Genomic DNA, 19,778 nt, shown 5'->3' on the forward strand with positions numbered 1-19,778 from the left:
CCTCACGAAGAGGGCCCGTATGACGGCCATCCGGTCCCGGCAGCGGGCCGGCGGCGCGCCCGACGCAGAGACGGCCGGCACGCACGCCAGCGACGCCGAGGTCATCCGCCATTCCGCGCACGACCCGGAACGCTTCGCCGTGCTCTTCGACCGGTACGCCGCGCAGATCCACCGCTACGCCGCCCGGCGGCTCGGCACGCAGACGGCGGACGACATCGTCGCCGAGACGTTCCTCACCGCGTTCCGCAAGCGCGGCACATACGACCTGGGCCGTCCCCTCGCGCGGCCCTGGCTGTACGGGATCGCCACCACGCTCGTCGCGCGGCATCACCGCGGCGAGGAACGCCACTACCGGGCGCTGCAGCGGACCGGGATCGACCCGCTGCCCGAGCCGGAGGCGGAGGCCGTCGTGGCGCGCGTCGCCGCGCAGCAGCAGGAACGGCTGCTCGGCGGGGCGCTGTCCGCGCTGCCGGCCGGCGACCGCGACGTCCTGCTGCTCGTCGCGTGGGGCGACCTCGGCTACGAGGAGGTCGGCGAGGCGCTCGGCATCCCGCCGGGCACCGTCGGCTCCCGGCTGAACCGCGCCCGCCGCAAGCTGAAGGCCGCCCTCGGCGGCGCCGACCCGACCGCCCCGGAGGTGGAGTGATGGACGAGATGACCCGGCTGCGCGAACTGCGGTCGGCGACACCGCCGATCACGCCGGACGCGGCCGAGGCCGCCCGCAACCGGCTGCTCGCCGAAGCCGGCGCCCCCGCCGTCCGGCCGCGGCCGTTCTGGGCCCGGCCGGCGTGGCGCGCCGGAACCGTGGCCGCCGTCGCCGCGGTCGCCGCCGGGGCCACCGCGGTGGCCATGATCGGCGGATCGGGCGGCGGGTCCGGCGCCCCGGCGAACCGCATCGCGCCGGTCGCGAACGTGGAGGAGCTCGGGACCCGCGCGGCGAAGGCCGCCGAGACGGGCACCGCCGCCGCACCCGGCCAGTGGACCTACATCAAGACCATGGAAGCCGGCACCATCTACGGCTCCACGAGGATCACGGGCAAGCGGACCACGACGGAGCAGTGGGTGAGGTACGACGGCAAGGCGCACGACGTCCAGCGGGGCGGGCGGACGGTGCGCATGCCGGCCGACCCCGAATGGACGAACGTCGGGCGCTACTCCACCGACCCCGACGTCCTGATCGGCCAGCTCGAGAACAAGTCCCTGTTCAAGCAGCCGCCGCCGTTCGCCGCGCCGTGGCCGGGGCCCGACACGGCGGCGTTCCTCCTCGTCCGCGGCCTCATGGACTACACGGCGCCGCCGCCGAAGCTGCAGGCCGCCCTCTACCAGGTGCTGCCCCGCCTCAAGGGCGTCACGCTGGAGCGGGACGTGGCGGACGCCTCCGGCCGGCGCGGCATCGCGTTCGCGCTGGCGGTGAACGACGGCGGCCAGCGGGAGGAGATCATTCTCAACCCGAGGACGTACGTCTACATGGGCCATCGCACGGTGTCGCTGAAGCCCCAGGTCGAGTTCCCGGACAAGGGCCAGGGCGCGCGGCTCGACAACTGGCGGCCGAAGCCGTCGGGGACGGCCCCGGCGGGCACGGTCACCGGCCTGTCCGCGCAGCTCGTCAAGGCCACGGTGGCGAAGAACGGCGAACGCCCCTGAACCGGCGCGGCGGGGTGGCCCCGGCGTCGGGGCCGCCCCACCATGCCGTCAGCCGGCGAGGTCGGACGTCCGCTGCGGCGCCCGGGCCATGACCACGGCGGCCGGGGGGAGCATCGTCAGCGGGTCCTCGCCGGCCATCCACAGCCCGACCAGGAACGCCGTCGCGGCCTCCAGCAGCGCCGCCCGCTCCAGGCCGCCGCCGTCCATCGGGACGCAGCCGAGATCGGTCACCAGCCGTCGGGCGACGGCCAGCGCTTCCGGGTCGTCGCCGCACAGCGGGACGCCGAGCGGACGCCCGCCGAAGACCGGCGGCGTCATCCGCCACACCGGGTCCGGGCAGGTGTTGAACGCCTTCACGACCCGCGCCCCGGTCAGGTCGGCGACGCGGCGCGCCGCCGAAGGGCCGCCGTCGGTCTTCAACCGCTCGAACGGCGGTTCCATCGGGTTCGTGCAGTCGATGAGGACGCGTCCCGCGAGGGGCCCGGCCTGGCGCAGCGCGTCCTCGACGCCCTCGTGGGTGACGGCCAGCAGGACCGCGTCCCCGAACTCGGCGGCCTTCCGCAGCGTCCCGCCTTCCGCGCCGTGGCCGACGCGTCCCGCCAGCGCGACTGCCTTCTCCGGCGTCCGCGCCCCGATCCGGACGTCGTGTCCCTTGCGCGCCCACTGCATGGCGAGCGCGTCCGCCATGTTGCCCGCACCCAGCACACCGATCCGCATGACGACCTCCCGTGTCGATTACCGTCGGACGGGACGCTAAGCGGTTCGTTCCGCACCATCCGGTGCGTATCGGGAGGGGCAGAATGGACGATCTCGAGTTCGTCGCCGACTGCCAGACACGGCTCGGCCTCGACCTGCTGTCCGGCACGTGGACGGGCGTCGTGCTGTGGACGCTGCAGCACGGCCCGCTGCGTCCCGGCGATCTCCAGGACCGCATCGGCGGCATCAGCCACAAGGTGCTGACCGAGACGCTCCGGCGCCTGGAGCACAACGGCCTGGTCGTCCGCCGCCGCTATGCCGAGGCGCCGCCGCGTGTCGAGTACGAGCTGACCGGCCCAGGGCGCGGGATGCTCGAACCCCTGAACGCCCTGGGCCGCTGGACCGAGCGCTACGCCGCCGACGTCCTGGACGCGCAGGAACGCACCGCGACACAGGAACGCGCGGCGACGCAGGAGCGCACCACAGCGCAGGAGGGCGCGCTCAGCGGCCCGTGAACTTCGCCTTGCCCGGCCCCTCCTCCATGAAGGACTTCATGCCGTTCTTCTGGTCCTCGGTGGCGAACAGCGCGGCGAACTGCACCCGCTCGATCTCCAGCCCGGTGGCGAGGTCCACCTCCAGACCGGAGTCGATGGCCTGCTTGGCGGCGCGCAGCGCGATGGCGGGCCCGCCCACGAACGTCGCCGCCCACTCCTTCGCCGCCGTGTAGACGTCGGCGTCGGGGACGACCCGGTCCACCAGCCCCATGGCGAGCGCCTCGTCCGCCTTGACGTGCCGTCCGGAGAAGATGAGGTCCTTGGCCTTGGACGGGCCGACGAGCCGCGCGAGCCGCTGCGTGCCGCCCGCGCCCGGGATGATGCCGAGCTGGATCTCCGGCTGCCCGACCTTCGCGCCCTCGCCCGCGACCCGCAGGTCGGCGGTCAGTGCGACCTCCAGGCCGCCGCCCAGCGCGTACCCGGTGATCGCCGCGATCACCGGCTTCGGGATCGCGGCGAGCGCCTTGGTGAAGTCCTGCAGCAGCCGCGAGTGGCCTGCGGCCATCTCCGCGTAGGGCATCGGCGCCATCTCCTTGATGTCGGCGCCCGCCGCGAACACCCGCTCCCCGCCGTACAGCACCACCGCGCCGACCTGGTCGTCCTCGGTGACCTCCCGGGCCGCGCCGATGAGCTCCCGCTGCATCTGCGCGTTGAGGGCGTTCATCTTCGGACGGTCCAGCCTGATCGTCGCGACGCCGTCCTCGGCCTCCACCCGCACGAACTCGCCCACGAACGCCTCCAAGATCCTCCGGTCGACCGACGCCCCCGAGCCTAACCAGCGGCCCGCGCACGCCCGGCGCCCCGGTCCCGCCGCCGGACGGGGCGTCCGCGCGCGGGACCGGCCGCGCTCAGACCGGGTCCGGCGTGGCGGACGGGTCGACGCCCACCGTGATCGTCGCGAGCAGCCCGCGCTCGATGCGGTTCCCGTGCACGGGGCGGATCGTCAGCAGGCCGGATCCCGCCTGCTGGTAGATGCCGTCCTCGTCCAGCTTGACCCGGGTGACCGTGTTGTCCTTGTACGGCGCCAGCTTCGCGACCTGCTCCGCGAGGTCCTCGGCGAAGAAGAACTGGCCGGTGTGGCTGACGTGCCCGCCCGCGTAGGTCTTCTTCGCGCGGTCGACCGTGCCGCCGACGTGCGTCTTCACATGGATGTGCAGCGCCCGCCCCTGGTACCACCCGGGAAAGATCGTCCGCAGCTCGGCGACGCCGTGCCCGTTGGCGAGCTGGACGCCGCGCAGGAACGTCAGGTCGTTGACCGGCTCCGCGTGCCCGCCACCGCCGCCCGGAGGCGGCCCGGTCGGCGTGCCGGTCGGGGCGCCCGTGGGCGCGCCGGTCGGGGGCGTGCCCGTCGGAGGCGTGCCGCCGCCGGGCAGGGTGTTGCCCTCGTAGCCGGAGTACACGCCGCCGGCGTCGCAGTGCCAGATGTCCACGGCGGCGCGCGGGAGCGGCCGGCAGGTGGCGTTGTCCACGACCGTCACGCGGAGGATCAGCGGGACGCCGGGACGTTCCTCGGTGATGTCGCGGCGGACCATCTCGTAGTCCAGGTAGTACGGGCCCTCGGTCGTCTCGGGCGACAGGACGCACGCCGGCTTCCTGCCGTCGGCCGCGACGGTGAGCACCGGGGTGCCCGTCCGGTTCTGCGCACCGCCCGCCAGGGCCACGCCGCCGGCCACCACGCCGACCGTGCCGAGCCCGGCGCCGCCCATCGCGGCCAGCGCCGTGCGGCGGCTCATCCGGCTCGGTCGCTCGGGGGTGCCTCGTGTCTCGCTCTCTGCCATGGGGAGCCTCCTCGGGGGGATGGAATGAGACGCGCCGAGCCCAGTTGCGCGGCGTTAGATCCCCCTGGGAGCGACATGAAGATTGCCTGAATCGCGCATCGCGGGCGTCGTTCACGCGCGTCGCCCGGACCGTCCGAGACGGCTGGTAACTTCGGTGACCATGCTCGTCGCCCACGCCACCTGGCACGCCGGCGCGCTCTGTCTCTGGGCCGAACGCACCGGCCCGTACCGGCACGATCCCGACGTCCACCCGTTCGCGACCCGCGACTTCGGCGGGACGTCCTACGAGCCGCTGCTGCGCACCGCGTTCCGTGTCGAGCTGTCGTTGTTCCTGCCGACCCACGGCGACCATCCGCTGCCGTCCGCCGAGCTCGGCCCCGAACCGGTGTCCGGGGAGCCCGAGCTGCGGCCGTGGCGGGTGCCGGCGCTGGTGCTGGAGCCGTTCCCCGCGATGGCGCTGCTCCAGGCCGCCGAGCACAGCGGCGACGTCGTCCCCGGTTCCGACCTGCGGTTCCTGTGCGTCCTGGCGGAGGAGGCCGTGCACCTCGCGGGGCGCGGCCAGGTGCTGCCGGCGCTGCTGCGCGAGGACGGCGACCTCGTCGCGCGCTGGCGGCCCGTCCTGGACGACCCGGCCCGGTTCCGCGCGCTGGCCCGCGCGATGCCCGCCGCGTGCCGCGCGGCCGACGGGGGGCGGCCCGCCGCGGAGGTGCTGCGGGAGGCGCTGTCCGGGCTGGTCGACACCGCGGTCCGGGGCGTCGTCCCGCATCCGCTGCTGCCGCCCCGGCGCGGCAAGGTCCCCGACCGGCTGCCGCTCGCCGAGCGCTGGGCGGAGGCGCTGACCGGCCCGTCCGCCGAGGTCGCGCGGGAACCCGGCGACGACCCGGACGAGCTGGTCGCGGAGCTGGACGCGTGGGCCGCCGCCGCGCGCCGCCCGTCCGGTCCGCTGCGCGTCTGCTTCCGCCTCGCCGAACCGGGCGCCGCGGAGTTCACCGCCGACCCGGCCGCGGAATCCTCCGAGCCGGAGGAGGCCGAGGACGCCTGGCGCGTCGAGTTCGCCCTCCAGGGCACCGAGGACCCCAGCCTCTACGTGCCCGCCGCGATGGTGTGGGACGGGGAGGCGACCTCCGTCCCGGACGCGGAGGAGACGCTCCTCGCCGGCCTCGGCCGGGCGCTCCGCCTGTTCCCCGACATGGCGCCCGCGCTCGACGGCCCGGCCCCCGCCGAGCTGACCCTCGACACCGCCGGCGCGTTCCGCTTCCTGCGCCGGGCCGCGCCGATGCTGGCCGCCGCCGGGTTCGGCGTCCTGCTCCCCCAGTGGGCGGGCAAGGCCAAGCTCGGCATGAAGCTGACGACCCGCACCGACGACCCCGAGGCGTCCTCGGGCGCCGCCGCGCCGTCCGGCTTCGACCTCAAGGGCATGATCAACTTCCGCTGGGACCTCGCGATCGGCGACGCGAGCATCGACGAGGCCGAACTGGAGGAGCTGGCCCGGCTGAAGACGCCGCTCGTCCGGCTCCGCGGCCAGTGGGTCGAGCTGGACGAGGAGCAGCTGGAGGCCGCGCTCGACTTCCTGCGGCACCCGCGCCAGGGCCGGATGGCCGCGGCCGAGGCGATCCGCGCGATCGTCCACGCGGGCGACGACGCCCTCCCCCTGACCTCCGTCGACGCCGACGGCACCTTCGGCGACCTGCTGTCCGGCGAGGCCGACCGCCGCCTCACCCCGATGCGCACGCCCGACGATCTGGACGCCGAACTCCGCCCCTACCAGGAGCGCGGCCTGGCCTGGCTGACCTTTATGAACGATCTGGGACTGGGCGCCCTCCTCGCGGACGATATGGGGTTGGGGAAGACCATTTCGGTTTTGTCCCTTCTCGTCCATGAACGGGAGAACGGCGCCCGGCCCGGCCCCACCCTGGCGATCCTGCCGATGTCGCTGGTGGGGAACTGGCAGCGGGAGGCGGCGCGGTTCACGCCGAAGCTGCGCGTGTACGTCCACCACGGGACGGGCCGGCACCGCGGCGAGGACCTGCTCAGGGCCGCGGCGGCGGCCGACCTCGTCCTGACCACCTACGGGACGGCCACCCGCGACGCGGAGATGCTCGCGCCCGTCGAATGGGAACGGGTCGTCTGCGACGAGGCGCAGGCGCTGAAGAACAGCGGGACGCGGCAGGCCAGGGCGGTGCGCGGCATCCCGGCGCGCAACCGGATCGCGCTCACCGGCACGCCGGTCGAGAACCACCTCACCGAACTCTGGTCGATCATGGAGTTCGCCAACCCGGGGCTGCTCGGGCCGCGCTCCGCGTTCCGGCAGCGGTTCGCCGTCCCGATCGAGAAGGAGGGCGACGAGCGGGCGGCGCTCGCCCTCAAGCGCGCGACGCAGCCGTTCATCCTGCGCCGCCTCAAGACCGACAAGTCGATCATCTCGGATCTGCCGGAGAAGCAGGAGATCAAGGTCTACTGCAACCTCACCACCGAGCAGGCGTCGCTCTACCAGGCGACCGTGGACGACATGCTGGAGCAGATCGCCGAGGCCGACGACAAGAAGCGGCGCGGGCTCGTCCTGGCGACGATGGCGAAGCTCAAGCAGGTCTGCAACCACCCCGCGCACCTGCTGAAGGACGGCTCCCGCCTCCCCGGCCGCTCCGGGAAGCTCGAACGGCTCGAAGAGATCTGCGCCGAGGTCCTCGACCAGGGCGAGAAGGCGCTCGTGTTCACCCAGTACGCCGAATTCGGCTCGATGCTCCAGCCGTACCTCGCGGCCCGGCTCGAACGGCCCGTCCTGTGGCTGCACGGCGGCACGTCCAAGCAGGCCCGCGACGACCTCGTCCAGCACTTCCAGAGCGACGAGGAACCGGCGATCTTCCTGCTGTCCCTCAAGGCCGCCGGCACCGGCCTCACGCTGACCGCCGCGAACCACGTCGTGCACGTCGACCGCTGGTGGAACCCCGCCGTCGAGGACCAGGCCACCGACCGGGCGTTCCGCATCGGCCAGACCCGCAACGTGCAGGTCCGCAAGTTCATCTGCGTCGGCACGATGGAGGAGCGCGTCGACGAGATGATCGAGCGCAAGAAGGCCCTCGCCGAATCGATCGTCGGCACCGGCGAGGAATGGCTGACCGAACTGTCCGTCGCCGAACTCCGCGACGTCCTGCGGCTGTCCCCCGAGGCGGTGAGCGACTAGATGGACGAGGGCATCAAGGCCCGCACCAAGCGCGGCTCGATCGGCACGCAATGGTGGTCGCGCCGTTTCATCGACCTCCTGGAGTCCTTCGCCGACAAGGGCCGCCTCTCCCGTGGGCGCACCTACGCCCGCAAAGGCCAGGTCTACGACCTCCGCGTCACCCCCTACGAGGTCACCGCGAAAGTGAGGGGCTCACTCCCCGACCCCTACGAGGTGGCCCTCGGCATCGAAGGAATAGAGCCCGGGAACTGGCGCGCCGTCGAGAAGGAACTGGCGTCCCGCGCCGTCTTCCGCGCCCGCCTCCTCGCCGGCGAAATGCCCCCGGAAATCGAGTGGGTCTTCGCCGAACTGGGCCTCGCACTGTTCCCCAACACGGCCGCCGACCTGCACCTGATGTGCGACTGCCCCGACTGGGGCGACCCCTGCAAGCACGCCGCCGCCGTCCTCTACCTGCTCGCCGAGGCGTTCGACGACGACCCGTTCCTCATCCTCGAATGGAACGGCCGCAGCCGCGACCAGCTCCTCACCGCCCTGCGCCACGGCCCCGCCGCCGCCCCCGACCCTTTGGCAATTGAAGACGAACCCCTGTCGGCCACTGACTTCTGGACGACCCCGTCCGGCCTCGCCCGCCTCCGCGACCGCCCTCCGGCACCCCCCGTCCCGCCGGGCTTCATCCTCCAGGTGGCGACACCGCCCCCGGTCAAAATCCGCCGCCGCCCCCTGACCGACGCCCTACTCCCCGCCTACGAAGCCCTAGCCACCAAGCCCGAATGACCGACCCCCGAGGCACCCCGAACTCTTCCACTTTCGACCGAGGCCCTTTCGCCAATTTCGTCCCGACCTCCGCCTTCCACGCTGGAGGAAACCACCAGGGCATTGAGCCCCGTATCAGCCACCGCAGAACAGATGCCACCCTTCCGGGCGCACATCTCCACTCAGCACCTGGCCTATGCCGGACGCCCAGTGGTGGACCTCCGTGGACTACGAGGTCTGGAACTCGGAGCATGGCGAATTCAACGACACCTTCGGCTCCACTTCGCCAACCGGCCACACGCTCGACTGCGCAATGGCCGGCATCGGCCGCTACGCCACCGTCGCGTTCCTCGCCTACGGCGACAGTTGACCTCTCAGCCGGTCCCAACGCCGAGCGCTCGCTCGGCCGGTTCTCACGCGGACAAGGAACTAGAGGTCGTACGCGCCGGCCTTGATCTGCTGCGTGAACGCGGCCCACTCCCCCCGGCGGAACGACAGCACGGGCCCTTCGGAATCCTGGGAGTCCCGCACGGCCGCCGCGAGGTGAAGGCGGCCGTGATACGTGGCAACTTCCACGCAGGCACCGTTCTGGCCGCTGCGTGAGCTTCTACGCCAATCAAGACGACTCAGGTTGGGCTCCATCGTCTGGACCTCCGGATCGCCGACTCGGCCATGGGTGCGTCGTCAGAGCTCGCCGGGCTCCATTACCGGGCGCCCGGTGTTCCATAGTTCGCCGACATGCCCGGCGAACCGGTCGAACATCCCGTCCTCCTGGCACCGCTGGATGTGGAACATGGGCGAGTCATGTCCCACCAGATGGGCCAGATGCGGCGTCACCAGCATTTCCTCGTCGAACACGAAGACGCTCATGGCCACGTGATCATCGCTGTAGCGCGCTTCGATCCCCGGGGCGTCCGCCAGTTTGGACAATTCATCAAGAGTGATCTTGATACGCGTCCCGACCGTGAGCGGCACGGCTTCGAGTTCCTCACGCCGGCGCGTGACGTCGCTGCCAGGATCGCCGATCAAGAAGCGCACGCGACAACCGCGCTCGGCCTTGCGGCGGAGCACGGACCGCAGGTTGGGAATCTCCAGCCACAGGAAGTAATTGGTGTAACCGGCGAAGGTCAACTCCTTGCCGGCATCGCCGATGAGGCGGCGCCACACCGACTTCGGGCACGCGGATCGGTACGGGTAAACCGCGACGACCTCACGATCCACCCCCGTCTTCACGTTCTTCCGGATGGCATCAGGCCACAGCACGCTCTCGTCCACCCCCAAGATGTCCGATGCGGTCCAGCGGTGCCGAGGGTGCGGCACACGTCCTTCATCGGCCGCCCACCGGCCCACCGTCTTCGCATCCACTTGACACGCTTCCGCGAGTTCCTGCTCTGTCAGTCTCGCATTGCTCATGGCCTGTCGTAGTGCGTCGTTGCCCACAACGACCCCTCTGCGCCGGACGTCTGGAACGTTTACCCAACGTAACCGGTAAACGTCCCAGACGTCCTGCGAACGGTGTTCAGGCGTCCCGAGCAATTGACGATCATCGATGACGCGAGGCCGCACGCTGGCCGCTTACGAAGCCGTACGGATTCAGGGCGACCGCCGGCACTCGTCCCACATCCAGGACAAGGCGGCCCCGGCCGGTGCTGCGAACACCGGTCCCCGGGGCCTCGGCCCGACAATGGAGGTCGGACCTGTGAGCAATGTACCGAAACCCCCGTTTCCGGGAGCCGGAAAAGCATGCCAGGACGTGACGAGGGAGCGGCTTTGGCTGCTCGTTCGGCTGATGTGGGCTCTGCGCGAGCTGGGACGCGGGTCAGTGCTGTACATGGACGGGACGGCCGAGCCGGTGCTGTCGGTTCCGGTCGCGGCGCGGCGGCGGGCGATGGCGGTGCTCGCCGTCCAGGAGCACGGCGGCGGGTGGGCCTACGTCTGGGACGCGGTGTGCCGGATGCCGGTGGCCTCTGCGCTGCTGGCGGCCGGCAGATCGCGGAGGTCGGCCGATGATCGTCTGGGACGCGGCGCGCACCGAGCGGATCTCGTCGCCCGTGGTGCTGGATGTCCGGGACGTCCGGGCACAGGTGCAGCGGATGCTGGCCGATTCCGCAGACCACTTCGACCTCCGTGACGTGGACCTGATGGTCTGCGAGATCGTCACCAACGCCGTCCGGCACAGCGTCAGCGGGGCCCCGGGCGGCGGGGTGTGGGTGACGGTGCTGGTGTCGTCCGGCCGACTTCGGGTGGAGGTCCAGGACGACGGCGGCTCGGATGGGCGTCCAGCAATTCCGGCGCAGCGCGCCAACTGGTCCGAGTCCGGACGAGGCCTGCTGGTGGTGGCCGGGCTGGCGGATCGGTGGGGTGTCCTCTCCGGGCGCGGCCGCTCGTCCACCGTGTGGTTCGAGGTGACCCCGTGAGGCGTGCCCAGACGGCGTTGCGGCGGCGAGTGGTGACGGCGGTATGGCGGACGCTCGGGCCTGGCGGGGCGTGTGCCACCGAGATCCCAGAGCCGGTGTTCTTGTTCGCCGGGCTGACGCCCCAGGCACGCAGTGCGTTGGAGGCGCTGCCCGAGGAGGCGCGGGCCTGGCGGGCGCTGGCTCGTAGGGAGGCGGCGCGCGCTGGGAGGCGGGCGCGGGACGGCCGAATCTGGGACGCGGGGGTCTGCGCGGGACGGGCGCACGCCTACCGCGCGGCGGCCGCCCAGCTCGAAGAGCTGCTCATGGAGTCCCTCGGGTTGTGGGAGCAGTACGAGCGGCAGGTCGGCGAAGGAGGGTGAACGTCGTCGGGGCCGTCAGCCGTAGTGGCGGCCGGTGCACCCGATCTCTCCGGCGAGGGGTTACGAAGACGAGACGAAGACCTTCATGGGGTCATGGTTTCAGGTGGGGAGGGTGGCGCGGATTTGGAAGCCGCCGGTGGGGTTTGGGGCGGCTTCTAGGGTGCCGCCCAGGGCTTCGGCGCGGTCGCGCATGCCGCGGATGCCGCTGCCGTCGCCGGTGACGGACGCGGTGCCGCGGCCGTTGTCGTCCACGGTGATCGTGACGTCGTCGTCGGTGTAGTGGATGCGGACGAGGGCCGTGGAGGCGCCGGAGTGGCGGGTGACGTTGGTGAGGGCCTCCTGGACGATGCGGTAGGCGGCGTGGTCGGTGTCGGGGGGCAGCGGGCGGGGGGTGCCTTCGGTCTCGGTGCGGACGGTGAGGCCGGCGGCGGTGGTGCCGCCGGTCAGGTCGTCGAGCCGGGCGAGGCCGGGCTGGGCGGGGGCGTCGACCTGGCGGAGCACGCCGAGGGTGGCGCGCAGTTCGCGGAGGGAGTCCTTGCTGGCGTCCTTGATCGCGGCGAGCGCGTCCTCGGCGCGGCCGGGCTCGCGGGGCAGGACGTGCAGGGCGGCGGTGGCCTGGACGTGGATCAGCGAGATGTTGTGGCCGAGCGCGTCGTGCAGTTCGCGGGCGATGCGGAGGCGCTCCTCGATGGCGCGGCGCCGGGCCTCCTCCTCGCGGGAGCGTTCGGCGGCGGCGAGGCGGTGCTCGGCCTCGCGCAGGTAGGCGCGCCGGTTGCGGGCGAAGCCGCCGATGGCGATGACGGCGACGAACCAGCCGGCGAGCAGGAAGGTGGCGGCGTCGGCGAGGTGGTTGACCTTGTCGCTGTCGTTGCCGTAGAGGGTGGCGCCCATCGCCACCGCGGCGAGCGCGGACGCCGCGGCGATGTGGCCTTCGACCGCCGCGGTGTAGAGCGCGATGACGAAGGTCATGATGATCGGGCCGTCCGGTGAGGTGACCGGGTAGTAGACGGCGCAGGCCACGAGGGTGACGAGCGCGACGGTGCGGGGGTGGCTGCGGCGGAAGGCCAGCACGCCGCAGGCGACCAGCAGCAGTAGCCAGCCGTAGAACGGCATGGTGCCGCGGTCCAGCGCGTAGGTCGCGATCAGGGCGATCGCGGTCAGGACGGCGAAGCAGGCGGCGGCCAGCAGCGCGTCGGCGAGGCGGCCGCGCGGCGGCCAGCGGAGCGCGGTCGCGGCGCGGTCCCGGGCGGGGGCTGGTGCGCGCACGGCTCCATCCTGCCAGGTTCCCCGTCTTGCGACCCTGCGATGAGATGTAGTACTTCTACTATCAATGAACGAAGTTCCCATACGAACGGGGGGCGCATGGACGAGCCGGTGATCCGGACGCGCGGCCTGCGGATGCGCTACGGCCGCACCGAGGTGCTGCGCGGCGTGGACCTGGAGGTCGGCGCGGGCGAGGTGGCCGCGCTGCTCGGCCCGAACGGCGCGGGCAAGACCACGACGATCGAGATCCTGGAGGGGTTCCGGCGCCGGTCGTCCGGCGGGGTGCGGGTGCTCGGCGAGGATCCCGGCACGGGCGGCGCGGCGTGGCGGGCGCGGCTCGGGATCGTCCTGCAGGACTGGCAGGACCATCCGCGGTGGGGCGTCCGGCAGCTGCTGGAGCACATCGCCGGCTTCTACGACCGGCCGCGCGACCCCGACGAGCTGCTGGAGGTCATGGGCCTGACGGCGCAGGCGGGGCAGATGGTCGCGCGGCTGTCGGGCGGGCAGCGCCGCCGGCTGGACGTCGCTCTCGGCATCGTGGGCCGTCCCGAGGTGCTGTTCCTGGACGAGCCGACGGCCGGGTTCGACCCGCAGGCGCGCCGCGGGTTCCACGAGCTGGTCGGGCGGCTGGCCCGGGAGGACGGGATGACGATCCTGCTGACCACGCACGACCTCGCGGAGGCCGAGCGGCTCGCGGACCGGATCGCGATCCTCGTACGGGGCGAGGTCACGGTGAGCGGCACCCCGTCCGGGCTGGCGTCGGTCGTGCAGGCCGCGTCGGAGGTGCGGTGGCTGGAGGACGGCGCGCCCCGCACCGAGCGGACGCCGGATCCGTCGCGGCTGGCGTACGAGCTGCACCGGCGGTTCGGCGGCCCGGTCCCGGGCCTGGAGATCCGGCGGCCGACGCTGGAGCAGAGCTACCTGAACCTGGTCGCGGGCGCGGCCGCGGTCGAGGAGAGGACGGCGGCGTGAACGCCAGGGTGGTCGGGATCGGGGCCCGGCGAGGCTGGGCGGAGCACGTGCACTCCCTGCGGAACTGGCGGGAGCTGCTCACCGGGCTGGTCGGGACGGTCGGCGTCTTCGTGCTGATGGTGCGCTGGCAGGGCGGGCACGACGCGGAGGGGACGCAGGTGTCGGAGGCCGTGCTGCTCGCGGCGGGCTTCGTCGCGTTCTGCGTGTTCTCGACCGGGCTGATGAACCTCGCCATGATGATCGCGGCGGACCGGGAGGAGGGCACGCTGCTGCGCCTGCGCACCGTGCCCGGCGGCGTGGCCGCCTACCTGGTCGGGCGGGCCGTCTCGGTGCTGCTGCAGATCGTCACGTACGTGGTGCTGATGCTGGTGGCGGGCGTGGCGTTCGCGGGCCTGGACCTGCCGTCCGACCCGGGCCGGTGGCTGACGCTGCTGTGGGTGCTGGCGCTCGGGACCCTCGCGGTCGTCCCGTTCGGCGCGGCGCTCGGCACGTTGCTGCCGGGGCCGCGCAACGCGGCGAGCATCCTGTCGCTGCCGGTGATGGGGCTGATGGTCGTCTCCGGGGTGCTGTTCCCGGTGACGTCGCTGCCGGCGCAGGTGCAGTGGGTCGCGCAGGCGTTCCCGCTGTACTGGGAGGGGCTCGGGCTCCGGTCGGCGTTCCTGCCGGACGCGATGCTCGCCGGGGAGATCGGCGGGAGCTGGCGCCCGCTGGAGACGGCGGGGATGCTCGGCGCGTGGGCGGTCGCGGGCCTGCTGGTCGCGCCGTGGCTGCTGCTGCGCGCGACGCGGCGCGAGTCCGGGGCGCGGCTGGCGGCGCGCCGGGAGCGCCGCGCCGCCCAGGGCGCGTTCTGATCCACGGGTGCGGGAGACTGTGCCGGTGGCGGACGGCAGGACGGGCGGCAGGGCGGACAAGGAGCACGTCCACAACCGGATCGCGGTGCTGCGCGCCGAACGCGGGGTGTCGCGCCGCGAGCTGGCGACGGCGCTGGGCGTCCACTACCAGACGATCGGCTACCTGGAGCGCGGCGAGTACAGCCCGAGCCTGCACCTCGCGCTGCGGATCGCCGCGTTCTTCGAGGTGCCGGTCGAGGTCGTGTTCTCGCTGACGCCGTTCCCCCGGCTGGGGAGCGCCTGATGCCCGTCCCGGAGAGGGGAGCTCGCGGAATGTGGGAACGGTGGTGCCGCCGCCGGGAAGAGGTGCTGCAGTCGGACGTGCTGCCGTCCTGGTACACGACCCGGCGCCGGCGGCGCGGGCTGGCGGCCGCCGGCCTGGCGGGGCTCGCCATGATCTGGGCGGGCACGGTCGTGTCGTGGCACCTGGCGCCGAGCGACACCGCCATGGTCGTGACGATCACGCTGCTGGCCGTGTCGGTGGCGGTCACGCTGCCGGTGGTGTCGCTGCTGAACATCGCCACCCGCGGGACGATGTCGCTGGCCGAGCACCGGCTGGACGAGCGGCAGGTCGCCGACCGGCTGCGCGCCTTCACCGTCGCGCACCGGATCATGCTCGGGGTGCTCGTCGCCCTGGTGGTCGCGGTGATGGCGAGCGGCACCGAGCGCGTGCCGATGGCGGCCGTCGCGGTGGGCGTGGTCGCGCTGTTCGAGACGCACATGCTGCTGCCCGTCCTCGTCGCCGGGTGGCGGCTGCCCGATCCGCCGCCCGACGACGAGGACGACCCCGCCTAGCGCAGGTCGCCGTTCGTCATGCCGTGCGGCGCGGGCGGCAGCGCCACCAGTCCCATCTCAGCCCGTCCGGACAGCATCGGGTGGTTCGGGACGACCCGGACGCCGTACCCGAACGCGCCGCTGCGCCCCAGCGGGACCTCGCCGGTGTAGCGCAGCCGCCCGTCGCCCGCCGGCTCGGCGCCGCCCAGCTCCACGTAGGACGGGTCGATCAGCGCGTCGGCGTCGTCGACCCGGCCGTAGGCGGCCTCGACGGCGACGTCGTCGGGGTCGAGCCCGCCGAGCGCGACGACGACCTTCACCGTCAGCCGCGCGCCGACCTGCGGGCTCTCCCCGCCGTTGGACTCGACGTGCTCGACGGCGACGCCCGGCCATGCCTTGGCGACCCGCTGCTTCCAGCCGGCCAGCGCGCGGGCGCCGGCGTACTTGTCGGCGACCATCTCGCGTTCCGACGCGGCGGCCGGCGTGTACAGGTCCTGCACGTAGTCGCGGACCATCCGGCTCGCCAGCACCTTCGGGCCGAGCGTGGCGATGGTGTGCTTGACCATCTCCAGCCAGCGGCGCGGCAGGCCGGCCGAGTCGCGGTCGTAGAAGGTGACCGCGACGTGGTCCTCGATCAGCTCGTACAGCGCGGCGGCCTCCAGCGCGTCCCGCCGGTCGGGGGCGGCCAGTCCGTCGGCGGACGGGATCGCCCAGCCGTTCTGGCCGTCGTACCACTCGTCCCACCAGCCGTCCCGGATGGACAGGTTCAGGCCGCCGTTCAGGGCCGCCTTCATCCCGGACGTGCCGCACGCCTCCAGCGGCCGCAGCGGGTTGTTCATCCACACGTCGCAGCCCTGGACCATGAGCCGCCCGAGCGCCATGTCGTAGTCGGGCAGGAACACGATGCGGTGCCGGACGTCCTCCTCGCCGGTGAACCGGACGATCTCCTGGATGAGCCGCTTGCCGCCCTCGTCGGCCGGGTGCGCCTTCCCGGCGATGACGATCTGCACCGGCCGGTCGGGGTCGAGCAGGATGCGGCGCAGCCGGTCGGGGTCGCTCATCATCAGCGTGAGCCGCTTGTAGGACGGGACGCGCCGCGCGAACCCGATGGTCAGCGCGTTCGGGTCGAGGGCGTCGTCGATCCAGGAGATCTCGGCCGCGCTGGCGCCGCGCTGCCGCCACGACTCGCGCAGCCGGCGCCGCGCGTCCAGCACGAGCCGTTCGCGCAGCAGCCCGCGGATCCGCCAGATCTCGCTCTCGGGGACGTCGCGGACCTCCTCCCAGCCGCGCCCGGACGCCATCAGCGCCGGGATCTCGCGGGCGGCCAGCTCCAGGACCTCCCGCGCCACCCAGGTGCCGGCGTGGACGCCGTTGGTGATGGAGCCGATCGGGACCTCGGCGGTGTCGAAGCCGCCCCACAGGCCGCCGAACATCTCGCGGCTGACCTCGCCGTGCAGCTCGCTGACGCCGTTGACGCGCTGCGCGAGCCGCATGCCCATGACGGCCATGTTGAACACCGTGCGGTCGCCGCCGGGATAGTCCTCGGCGCCGAGCGCGAGGACCCGTTCGACGGGGACGCAGGGGTCCTCGTTGGCGCCGCCGAAGTAGCGGGCGATCAGGTCGCGCGGGAACCGGTCGATGCCGGCCGGCACCGGGGTGTGGGTGGTGAACACCGTGCCCGCGCGGGTCGCCTCCAGCGCCTCGTCGAACGTCAGGGCGTGCTCGGACACCAGTTCGCGGATGCGTTCCAGGCCGAGGAACCCGGCGTGGCCCTCGTTGGTGTGGAACACCTCGGGGGCCGGGTGCCCGGCGATGCGGCAGTACGCGCGGATGGCGCGGACGCCGCCGACGCCGAGCAGCATCTCCTGCAGCAGCCGGTGGTCGCCGCCGCCGCCGTACAGCCGGTCGGTGACGTCGCGCGCGGCCGGGTCGTTGTCCTCGATGTCGGAGTCCAGCAGCAGTTGCGGGACGCGGCCGACCCTGGCCAGCCACACCTGCGCGTGCAGCTCGTTGCTCCCGGCGCCGCCCTGCTCGCCGGCGCCGGTGCCGCTGCCGCGTCCCGCCGCCGGGGGCAGGCCGATCGCGACGCGGACCGGGCTGCCGTCGGCTTCGCGCAGCAGCGTCAGCGGCAGCCCGTTGGGGTCGATCGGCGGGTACCGCTCCAGCTGCCAGCCGTCCGGCGACAGCGACTGGGAGAAGTACCCGTGCCGGTACAGCAGGCCGACCGCGATGATCGGCACGCCGAGGTCGCTGGCGGTCTTCAGGTGGTCGCCGGCCAGGATGCCGAGGCCGCCGGAGTACTGCGGCAGCGCCGCGGTGATCCCGTACTCCGGCGAGAAGTAGGCGATGGACGACGGGGCGCCGGTCAGCGACTGGTACCAGCGCGGTGCGGTCAGGTACTCGTGCAGGTCCTCGGCCGTGTCCTGGAGCCGGCGCAGGAAGCGCCGGTCGCCGGCGAGCTGCGCCAGGCGTTCGGGCGCGACCTCGCCGAGCAGCCGGACCGGATCGTGGTGGACCGCCTCCCACAGCGCGGGGTCCACGGCGCGGAACAGGTCCAGCGTCTCGTGGTGCCACGACCAGCGCAGATTGAGGACGAGCTCCTCGAGCTGCCGCAGCGGCTCTGGAAGGACGGTGCGAACCGTGAATCGTCGGATTGCCTTCACGCAACGTCACGCTATGCAATGCGATGCGATGACGCGACAGCCGGGAGGGGTTTCGTCACCTCGCGGACCGGTCGGCCACGAGCGCCCGGAGGCGCAGGAACGCCGATGCCGTAAGGGCTCCCGCGGCCACGCCGAGCGAGTTGTACGCCATGTCGCCGGGATCGCATTCGCGGCCCGGATCGAGAGTTTGCAAGAACTCGACCAGAACGAACCCCGCCGAGAAGACGGCGGGCGCGGCCACGGGGCGGCCCGTCAGCAGGACCCCGAGGAAACCCAAAGGTATCCATAACGCCACATTCATGACGTCCTCCAGGCCGCGCGACCCGAAGATGCGCAGCGACCAGGCGATGTCGGACACCGGGGTCGCGACGCAGTGCTCCAGCCGTCCGCCCGCGCCCGGCGCGACGTCCGTCGGCAGCGTGATCGCCAGCACGAGGCCCGTCCACGCCAGCAGCGCCAGCGCCGGCAGCGGCGCCCACCCGGTCCGCCGCACGACCGGCCGCCGCAGCAGGACCACCGCCGCCGCGATCACCGCCCAGAGCGCCAGCGGGCGCACCACCTCCATGGGCACATGATCGGGCACGCCGGTTCAACGTTCCGCCGCCGCGCCGAGTTCGCGCCGCCCCGGAAACCCCTGGTCACGATCGCCTCTCACCACCGGGCGCCCGAGAAAGATCGTTACGGGACGGTCGCGGAGTGTTGCCGGGATGGTCGCGCAAAGTTATCGGAAACTCGATGACGCGTGGCGCCGCTTCCCGGGCATGGACGTTTCGGAGGTCTCGAACGGGTAGGGGTGGCACATGCAAGTCGGGTCCGGAACGTCCAATATGACCGGTATTCCGAGGCTCGGGCGCATCCCGATCCTGGACGTGGCGCCGGTGGTCGGGGGTGGCCGGTGGCCGGCGAAGGCCGTGGTGGGTGAGACGGTCGAGGTGTCGGCGACGGTGTTCCGCGAGGGGCACGAGATGCTGGGTGCGGCGGTGGTGCTGCGTTCGCCGGACGGGACCGAGCAGCCCGGTGCGCCGATGGTCGAGGTCGGTACGGGCCTGGATCGGTTGGCGGCCCGGGTGACGCCGACGGAGATGGGTGAGTGGTCGTTTCGGGTCGAGGCGTGGGGCGATCCGATCGCGCACTGGCGGCACGACGCGCAGATCAAGGTCCCGCGCGGCCAGGACGTCGAACTCATGCTCACCGAGGGCGCGCGGCTGTTCGCCCGCGCGGCCGAGGCGGTGCCGAGCAAGGACCGCCCGACCCTGACGCGGCTGGCCAAGCGGCTCGGCGACGAGACGGTCCCGGTCGGCGACCGGATGGAGGCGGCGGACGATCCCGACGTGGCGGATGTGTTGGAGCGGCATCCGCTGCGGGACCTGCTGACGGTGTCGGACTGGCACCCGCTGCTCGTGCACCGCCAACGCGCCCTGTACGGCGCCTGGTACGAGTTCTTCCCCCGCTCCGAAGGCGCCACCTTCGACCCGATGGGACGCCGCGGCCCCATCTCCGGAACGTTCCGCACCGCGATGAAACGCCTCCCCGCGATCGCCGACATGGGCTTCGACGTCGTCTACCTGCCGCCGATCCACCCGATCGGGACCACGTTCCGCAAAGGCCCCAACAACACCCTGGACGCCGGCCCGTATGACCCCGGCTCCCCGTGGGCGATCGGGTCACCCGACGGCGGTCACGACGCCGTCCACCCCGACCTGGGCACCCTGGCCGACTTCGACGCCTTCGTCGCCTACGCCGCCGACCACGGCCTGGAAGTCGCCCTGGACCTGGCGCTGCAATGCTCCCCCGACCACCCCTGGGTCCACACCCATCCCGAATGGTTCACCAC

The 19,778-nt window shown here is 72.8% G+C and carries 21 protein-coding genes; 13 read left to right on the forward strand and 8 right to left on the reverse strand.

Annotation, left to right across the window (positions count from 1 at the left end; genetic code table 11):
• Nucleotides 1–19: 19 nt before the first annotated feature.
• A complete protein-coding gene (locus tag ABD296_RS39505) occupies nucleotides 20–646 on the forward strand; it encodes an RNA polymerase sigma factor (RefSeq protein WP_344279964.1) in 627 nt (208 codons plus the stop codon).
• Nucleotides 646–1,644 (forward strand): CU044_5270 family protein, encoded by a 999-nt coding sequence (locus tag ABD296_RS39510; protein WP_344279967.1) that lies wholly within the window; start codon nucleotides 646–648, stop codon nucleotides 1,642–1,644. The genes ABD296_RS39505 and ABD296_RS39510 overlap by 1 nt, the downstream gene beginning before the upstream one ends.
• 48 nt (nucleotides 1,645–1,692) lie before the next feature.
• Here ABD296_RS39510 and ABD296_RS39515 read toward each other — a convergent pair whose 3' ends face one another.
• Nucleotides 1,693–2,361: an NADPH-dependent F420 reductase gene (locus ABD296_RS39515; RefSeq protein WP_344279970.1), complete on the reverse strand. Its 669-nt coding sequence runs from the start codon at nucleotides 2,359–2,361 to the stop codon at nucleotides 1,693–1,695.
• An 83-nt stretch (nucleotides 2,362–2,444) separates the two neighbouring features.
• Here ABD296_RS39515 and ABD296_RS39520 point away from each other — a divergent pair, with 83 nt between their 5' ends.
• Nucleotides 2,445–2,855 carry a winged helix-turn-helix transcriptional regulator gene (locus tag ABD296_RS39520; protein ID WP_344279973.1) on the forward strand — a complete coding sequence of 137 codons (411 nt, stop codon included), beginning with the start codon at nucleotides 2,445–2,447 and terminating at the stop codon, nucleotides 2,853–2,855.
• On the opposite strand, the gene ABD296_RS39525 is transcribed toward ABD296_RS39520, so the two are convergent.
• Complete coding sequence (locus ABD296_RS39525) at nucleotides 2,842–3,624, reverse strand: enoyl-CoA hydratase/isomerase family protein (RefSeq protein ID WP_344279976.1); 783 nt, start codon at nucleotides 3,622–3,624, stop codon at nucleotides 2,842–2,844. The two genes, ABD296_RS39520 and ABD296_RS39525, sit on opposite strands and share 14 nt — an antisense overlap.
• A 118-nt stretch (nucleotides 3,625–3,742) precedes the next feature.
• Complete coding sequence (locus ABD296_RS39530) at nucleotides 3,743–4,672, reverse strand: intradiol ring-cleavage dioxygenase (RefSeq protein WP_344279979.1); 930 nt, start codon at nucleotides 4,670–4,672, stop codon at nucleotides 3,743–3,745.
• Nucleotides 4,673–4,832: 160 nt separating this feature from the next.
• Here ABD296_RS39530 and ABD296_RS39535 point away from each other — a divergent pair, with 160 nt between their 5' ends.
• From ABD296_RS39535 to ABD296_RS39545, 3 genes are all read left to right on the forward strand, one after another.
• On the forward strand, nucleotides 4,833–7,853 hold the full coding sequence (locus ABD296_RS39535) for a DEAD/DEAH box helicase (RefSeq protein ID WP_344279982.1): 3,021 nt from the start codon (nucleotides 4,833–4,835) through the stop codon (nucleotides 7,851–7,853).
• Nucleotides 7,854–8,627: an SWIM zinc finger family protein gene (locus tag ABD296_RS39540; RefSeq protein ID WP_344279985.1), complete on the forward strand. Its 774-nt coding sequence runs from the start codon at nucleotides 7,854–7,856 to the stop codon at nucleotides 8,625–8,627. It abuts the gene before it with no gap.
• Between the two features lie 202 nt (nucleotides 8,628–8,829).
• Nucleotides 8,830–8,976: a hypothetical protein gene (locus ABD296_RS39545; RefSeq protein WP_344279988.1), complete on the forward strand. Its 147-nt coding sequence runs from the start codon at nucleotides 8,830–8,832 to the stop codon at nucleotides 8,974–8,976.
• A gap of 59 nt (nucleotides 8,977–9,035) precedes the next feature.
• Here the strand turns inward: ABD296_RS39545 and ABD296_RS39550 are convergent, their stop codons facing one another.
• Together ABD296_RS39550 and ABD296_RS39555 are read right to left on the reverse strand one after the other, a co-directional pair.
• The gene (locus ABD296_RS39550; RefSeq protein ID WP_344279990.1) at nucleotides 9,036–9,248 is read right to left on the reverse strand and encodes a DUF397 domain-containing protein; all 213 of its coding nucleotides are present in this window, start codon (nucleotides 9,246–9,248) and stop codon (nucleotides 9,036–9,038) included.
• A 42-nt stretch (nucleotides 9,249–9,290) separates the two neighbouring features.
• Nucleotides 9,291–10,046, reverse strand: a complete 756-nt coding sequence (locus ABD296_RS39555) for an XRE family transcriptional regulator (RefSeq protein ID WP_344279993.1) — start codon at nucleotides 10,044–10,046, stop codon at nucleotides 9,291–9,293.
• Nucleotides 10,047–10,612: 566 nt separating this feature from the next.
• Between ABD296_RS39555 and ABD296_RS39560 the strand changes: the two genes are divergently transcribed.
• Both ABD296_RS39560 and ABD296_RS39565 read left to right on the forward strand, forming a co-directional pair.
• Nucleotides 10,613–11,023 (forward strand): ATP-binding protein, encoded by a 411-nt coding sequence (locus tag ABD296_RS39560; protein WP_344279996.1) that lies wholly within the window; start codon nucleotides 10,613–10,615, stop codon nucleotides 11,021–11,023.
• Entirely contained in the window at nucleotides 11,020–11,382 is a 363-nt protein-coding gene (locus tag ABD296_RS39565; protein ID WP_344279999.1) for a hypothetical protein, read from the forward strand. The genes ABD296_RS39560 and ABD296_RS39565 overlap by 4 nt, the downstream gene beginning before the upstream one ends.
• Nucleotides 11,383–11,481: 99 nt before the next feature.
• Here ABD296_RS39565 and ABD296_RS39570 read toward each other — a convergent pair whose 3' ends face one another.
• A complete protein-coding gene (locus ABD296_RS39570) occupies nucleotides 11,482–12,648 on the reverse strand; it encodes a sensor histidine kinase (protein WP_344280002.1) in 1,167 nt (388 codons plus the stop codon).
• Nucleotides 12,649–12,744: 96 nt separating this feature from the next.
• On the opposite strand from ABD296_RS39570, the gene ABD296_RS39575 reads away from it, so the two are divergent.
• Genes ABD296_RS39575 through ABD296_RS39590 form a run of 4 tightly spaced genes read left to right on the forward strand, consistent with a single transcriptional unit; the run spans nucleotide 12,745 to nucleotide 15,302 of the window.
• Entirely contained in the window at nucleotides 12,745–13,617 is an 873-nt protein-coding gene (locus tag ABD296_RS39575) for an ABC transporter ATP-binding protein (RefSeq protein ID WP_344280005.1), read from the forward strand.
• Nucleotides 13,614–14,468 carry an ABC transporter permease gene (locus ABD296_RS39580; RefSeq protein ID WP_344280007.1) on the forward strand — a complete coding sequence of 285 codons (855 nt, stop codon included), beginning with the start codon at nucleotides 13,614–13,616 and terminating at the stop codon, nucleotides 14,466–14,468. The genes ABD296_RS39575 and ABD296_RS39580 overlap by 4 nt, the downstream gene beginning before the upstream one ends.
• 7 nt (nucleotides 14,469–14,475) lie before the next feature.
• Nucleotides 14,476–14,751: a helix-turn-helix transcriptional regulator gene (locus ABD296_RS39585; RefSeq protein WP_344280009.1), complete on the forward strand. Its 276-nt coding sequence runs from the start codon at nucleotides 14,476–14,478 to the stop codon at nucleotides 14,749–14,751.
• 29 nt (nucleotides 14,752–14,780) lie between these two features.
• Nucleotides 14,781–15,302 (forward strand): hypothetical protein, encoded by a 522-nt coding sequence (locus tag ABD296_RS39590; protein WP_344280012.1) that lies wholly within the window; start codon nucleotides 14,781–14,783, stop codon nucleotides 15,300–15,302.
• Here the strand turns inward: ABD296_RS39590 and glgP are convergent.
• Together glgP and ABD296_RS39600 are read right to left on the reverse strand one after the other, a co-directional pair.
• On the reverse strand, nucleotides 15,299–17,944 hold the full coding sequence (gene glgP, locus ABD296_RS39595) for an alpha-glucan family phosphorylase (RefSeq protein ID WP_344280015.1): 2,646 nt from the start codon (nucleotides 17,942–17,944) through the stop codon (nucleotides 15,299–15,301). The two genes, ABD296_RS39590 and glgP, sit on opposite strands and share 4 nt — an antisense overlap.
• Before the next feature lie 55 nt (nucleotides 17,945–17,999).
• Entirely contained in the window at nucleotides 18,000–18,509 is a 510-nt protein-coding gene (locus tag ABD296_RS39600; protein WP_344280018.1) for a VanZ family protein, read from the reverse strand.
• A gap of 262 nt (nucleotides 18,510–18,771) precedes the next feature.
• Between ABD296_RS39600 and ABD296_RS39605 the strand changes: the two genes are divergently transcribed.
• Nucleotides 18,772–19,778: maltotransferase domain-containing protein (locus tag ABD296_RS39605; RefSeq protein WP_344280021.1), on the forward strand; the 1,007-nt coding region annotated here is incomplete at its 3' end.

The organism is Actinomadura napierensis, from assembly GCF_039529375.1.
In the GTDB taxonomy this organism is placed as follows: Bacteria; Actinomycetota; Actinomycetes; order Streptosporangiales; family Streptosporangiaceae; genus Spirillospora; species Spirillospora napierensis.

Excerpts from the sequence above, each read along its gene's own strand:
- ABD296_RS39505 (WP_344279964.1), top strand. The coding sequence starts at position 20 with ATGACGGCCATCCGGTCCCGGCAGCGGGCCGGCGGCGCGCCCGACGCA.
- ABD296_RS39510 (WP_344279967.1), top strand. The coding sequence starts at position 646 with ATGGACGAGATGACCCGGCTGCGCGAACTGCGGTCGGCGACACCGCCG.
- ABD296_RS39515 (WP_344279970.1), bottom strand. The coding sequence starts at position 2,361 with ATGCGGATCGGTGTGCTGGGTGCGGGCAACATGGCGGACGCGCTCGCC.
- ABD296_RS39520 (WP_344279973.1), top strand. The coding sequence starts at position 2,445 with ATGGACGATCTCGAGTTCGTCGCCGACTGCCAGACACGGCTCGGCCTC.
- ABD296_RS39530 (WP_344279979.1), bottom strand. The coding sequence starts at position 4,672 with ATGGCAGAGAGCGAGACACGAGGCACCCCCGAGCGACCGAGCCGGATG.
- ABD296_RS39535 (WP_344279982.1), top strand. The coding sequence starts at position 4,833 with ATGCTCGTCGCCCACGCCACCTGGCACGCCGGCGCGCTCTGTCTCTGG.
- ABD296_RS39540 (WP_344279985.1), top strand. The coding sequence starts at position 7,854 with ATGGACGAGGGCATCAAGGCCCGCACCAAGCGCGGCTCGATCGGCACG.
- ABD296_RS39550 (WP_344279990.1), bottom strand. The coding sequence starts at position 9,248 with ATGGAGCCCAACCTGAGTCGTCTTGATTGGCGTAGAAGCTCACGCAGC.
- ABD296_RS39560 (WP_344279996.1), top strand. The coding sequence starts at position 10,613 with ATGATCGTCTGGGACGCGGCGCGCACCGAGCGGATCTCGTCGCCCGTG.
- ABD296_RS39575 (WP_344280005.1), top strand. The coding sequence starts at position 12,745 with ATGGACGAGCCGGTGATCCGGACGCGCGGCCTGCGGATGCGCTACGGC.
- ABD296_RS39590 (WP_344280012.1), top strand. The coding sequence starts at position 14,781 with ATGTGGGAACGGTGGTGCCGCCGCCGGGAAGAGGTGCTGCAGTCGGAC.
- ABD296_RS39600 (WP_344280018.1), bottom strand. The coding sequence starts at position 18,509 with ATGGAGGTGGTGCGCCCGCTGGCGCTCTGGGCGGTGATCGCGGCGGCG.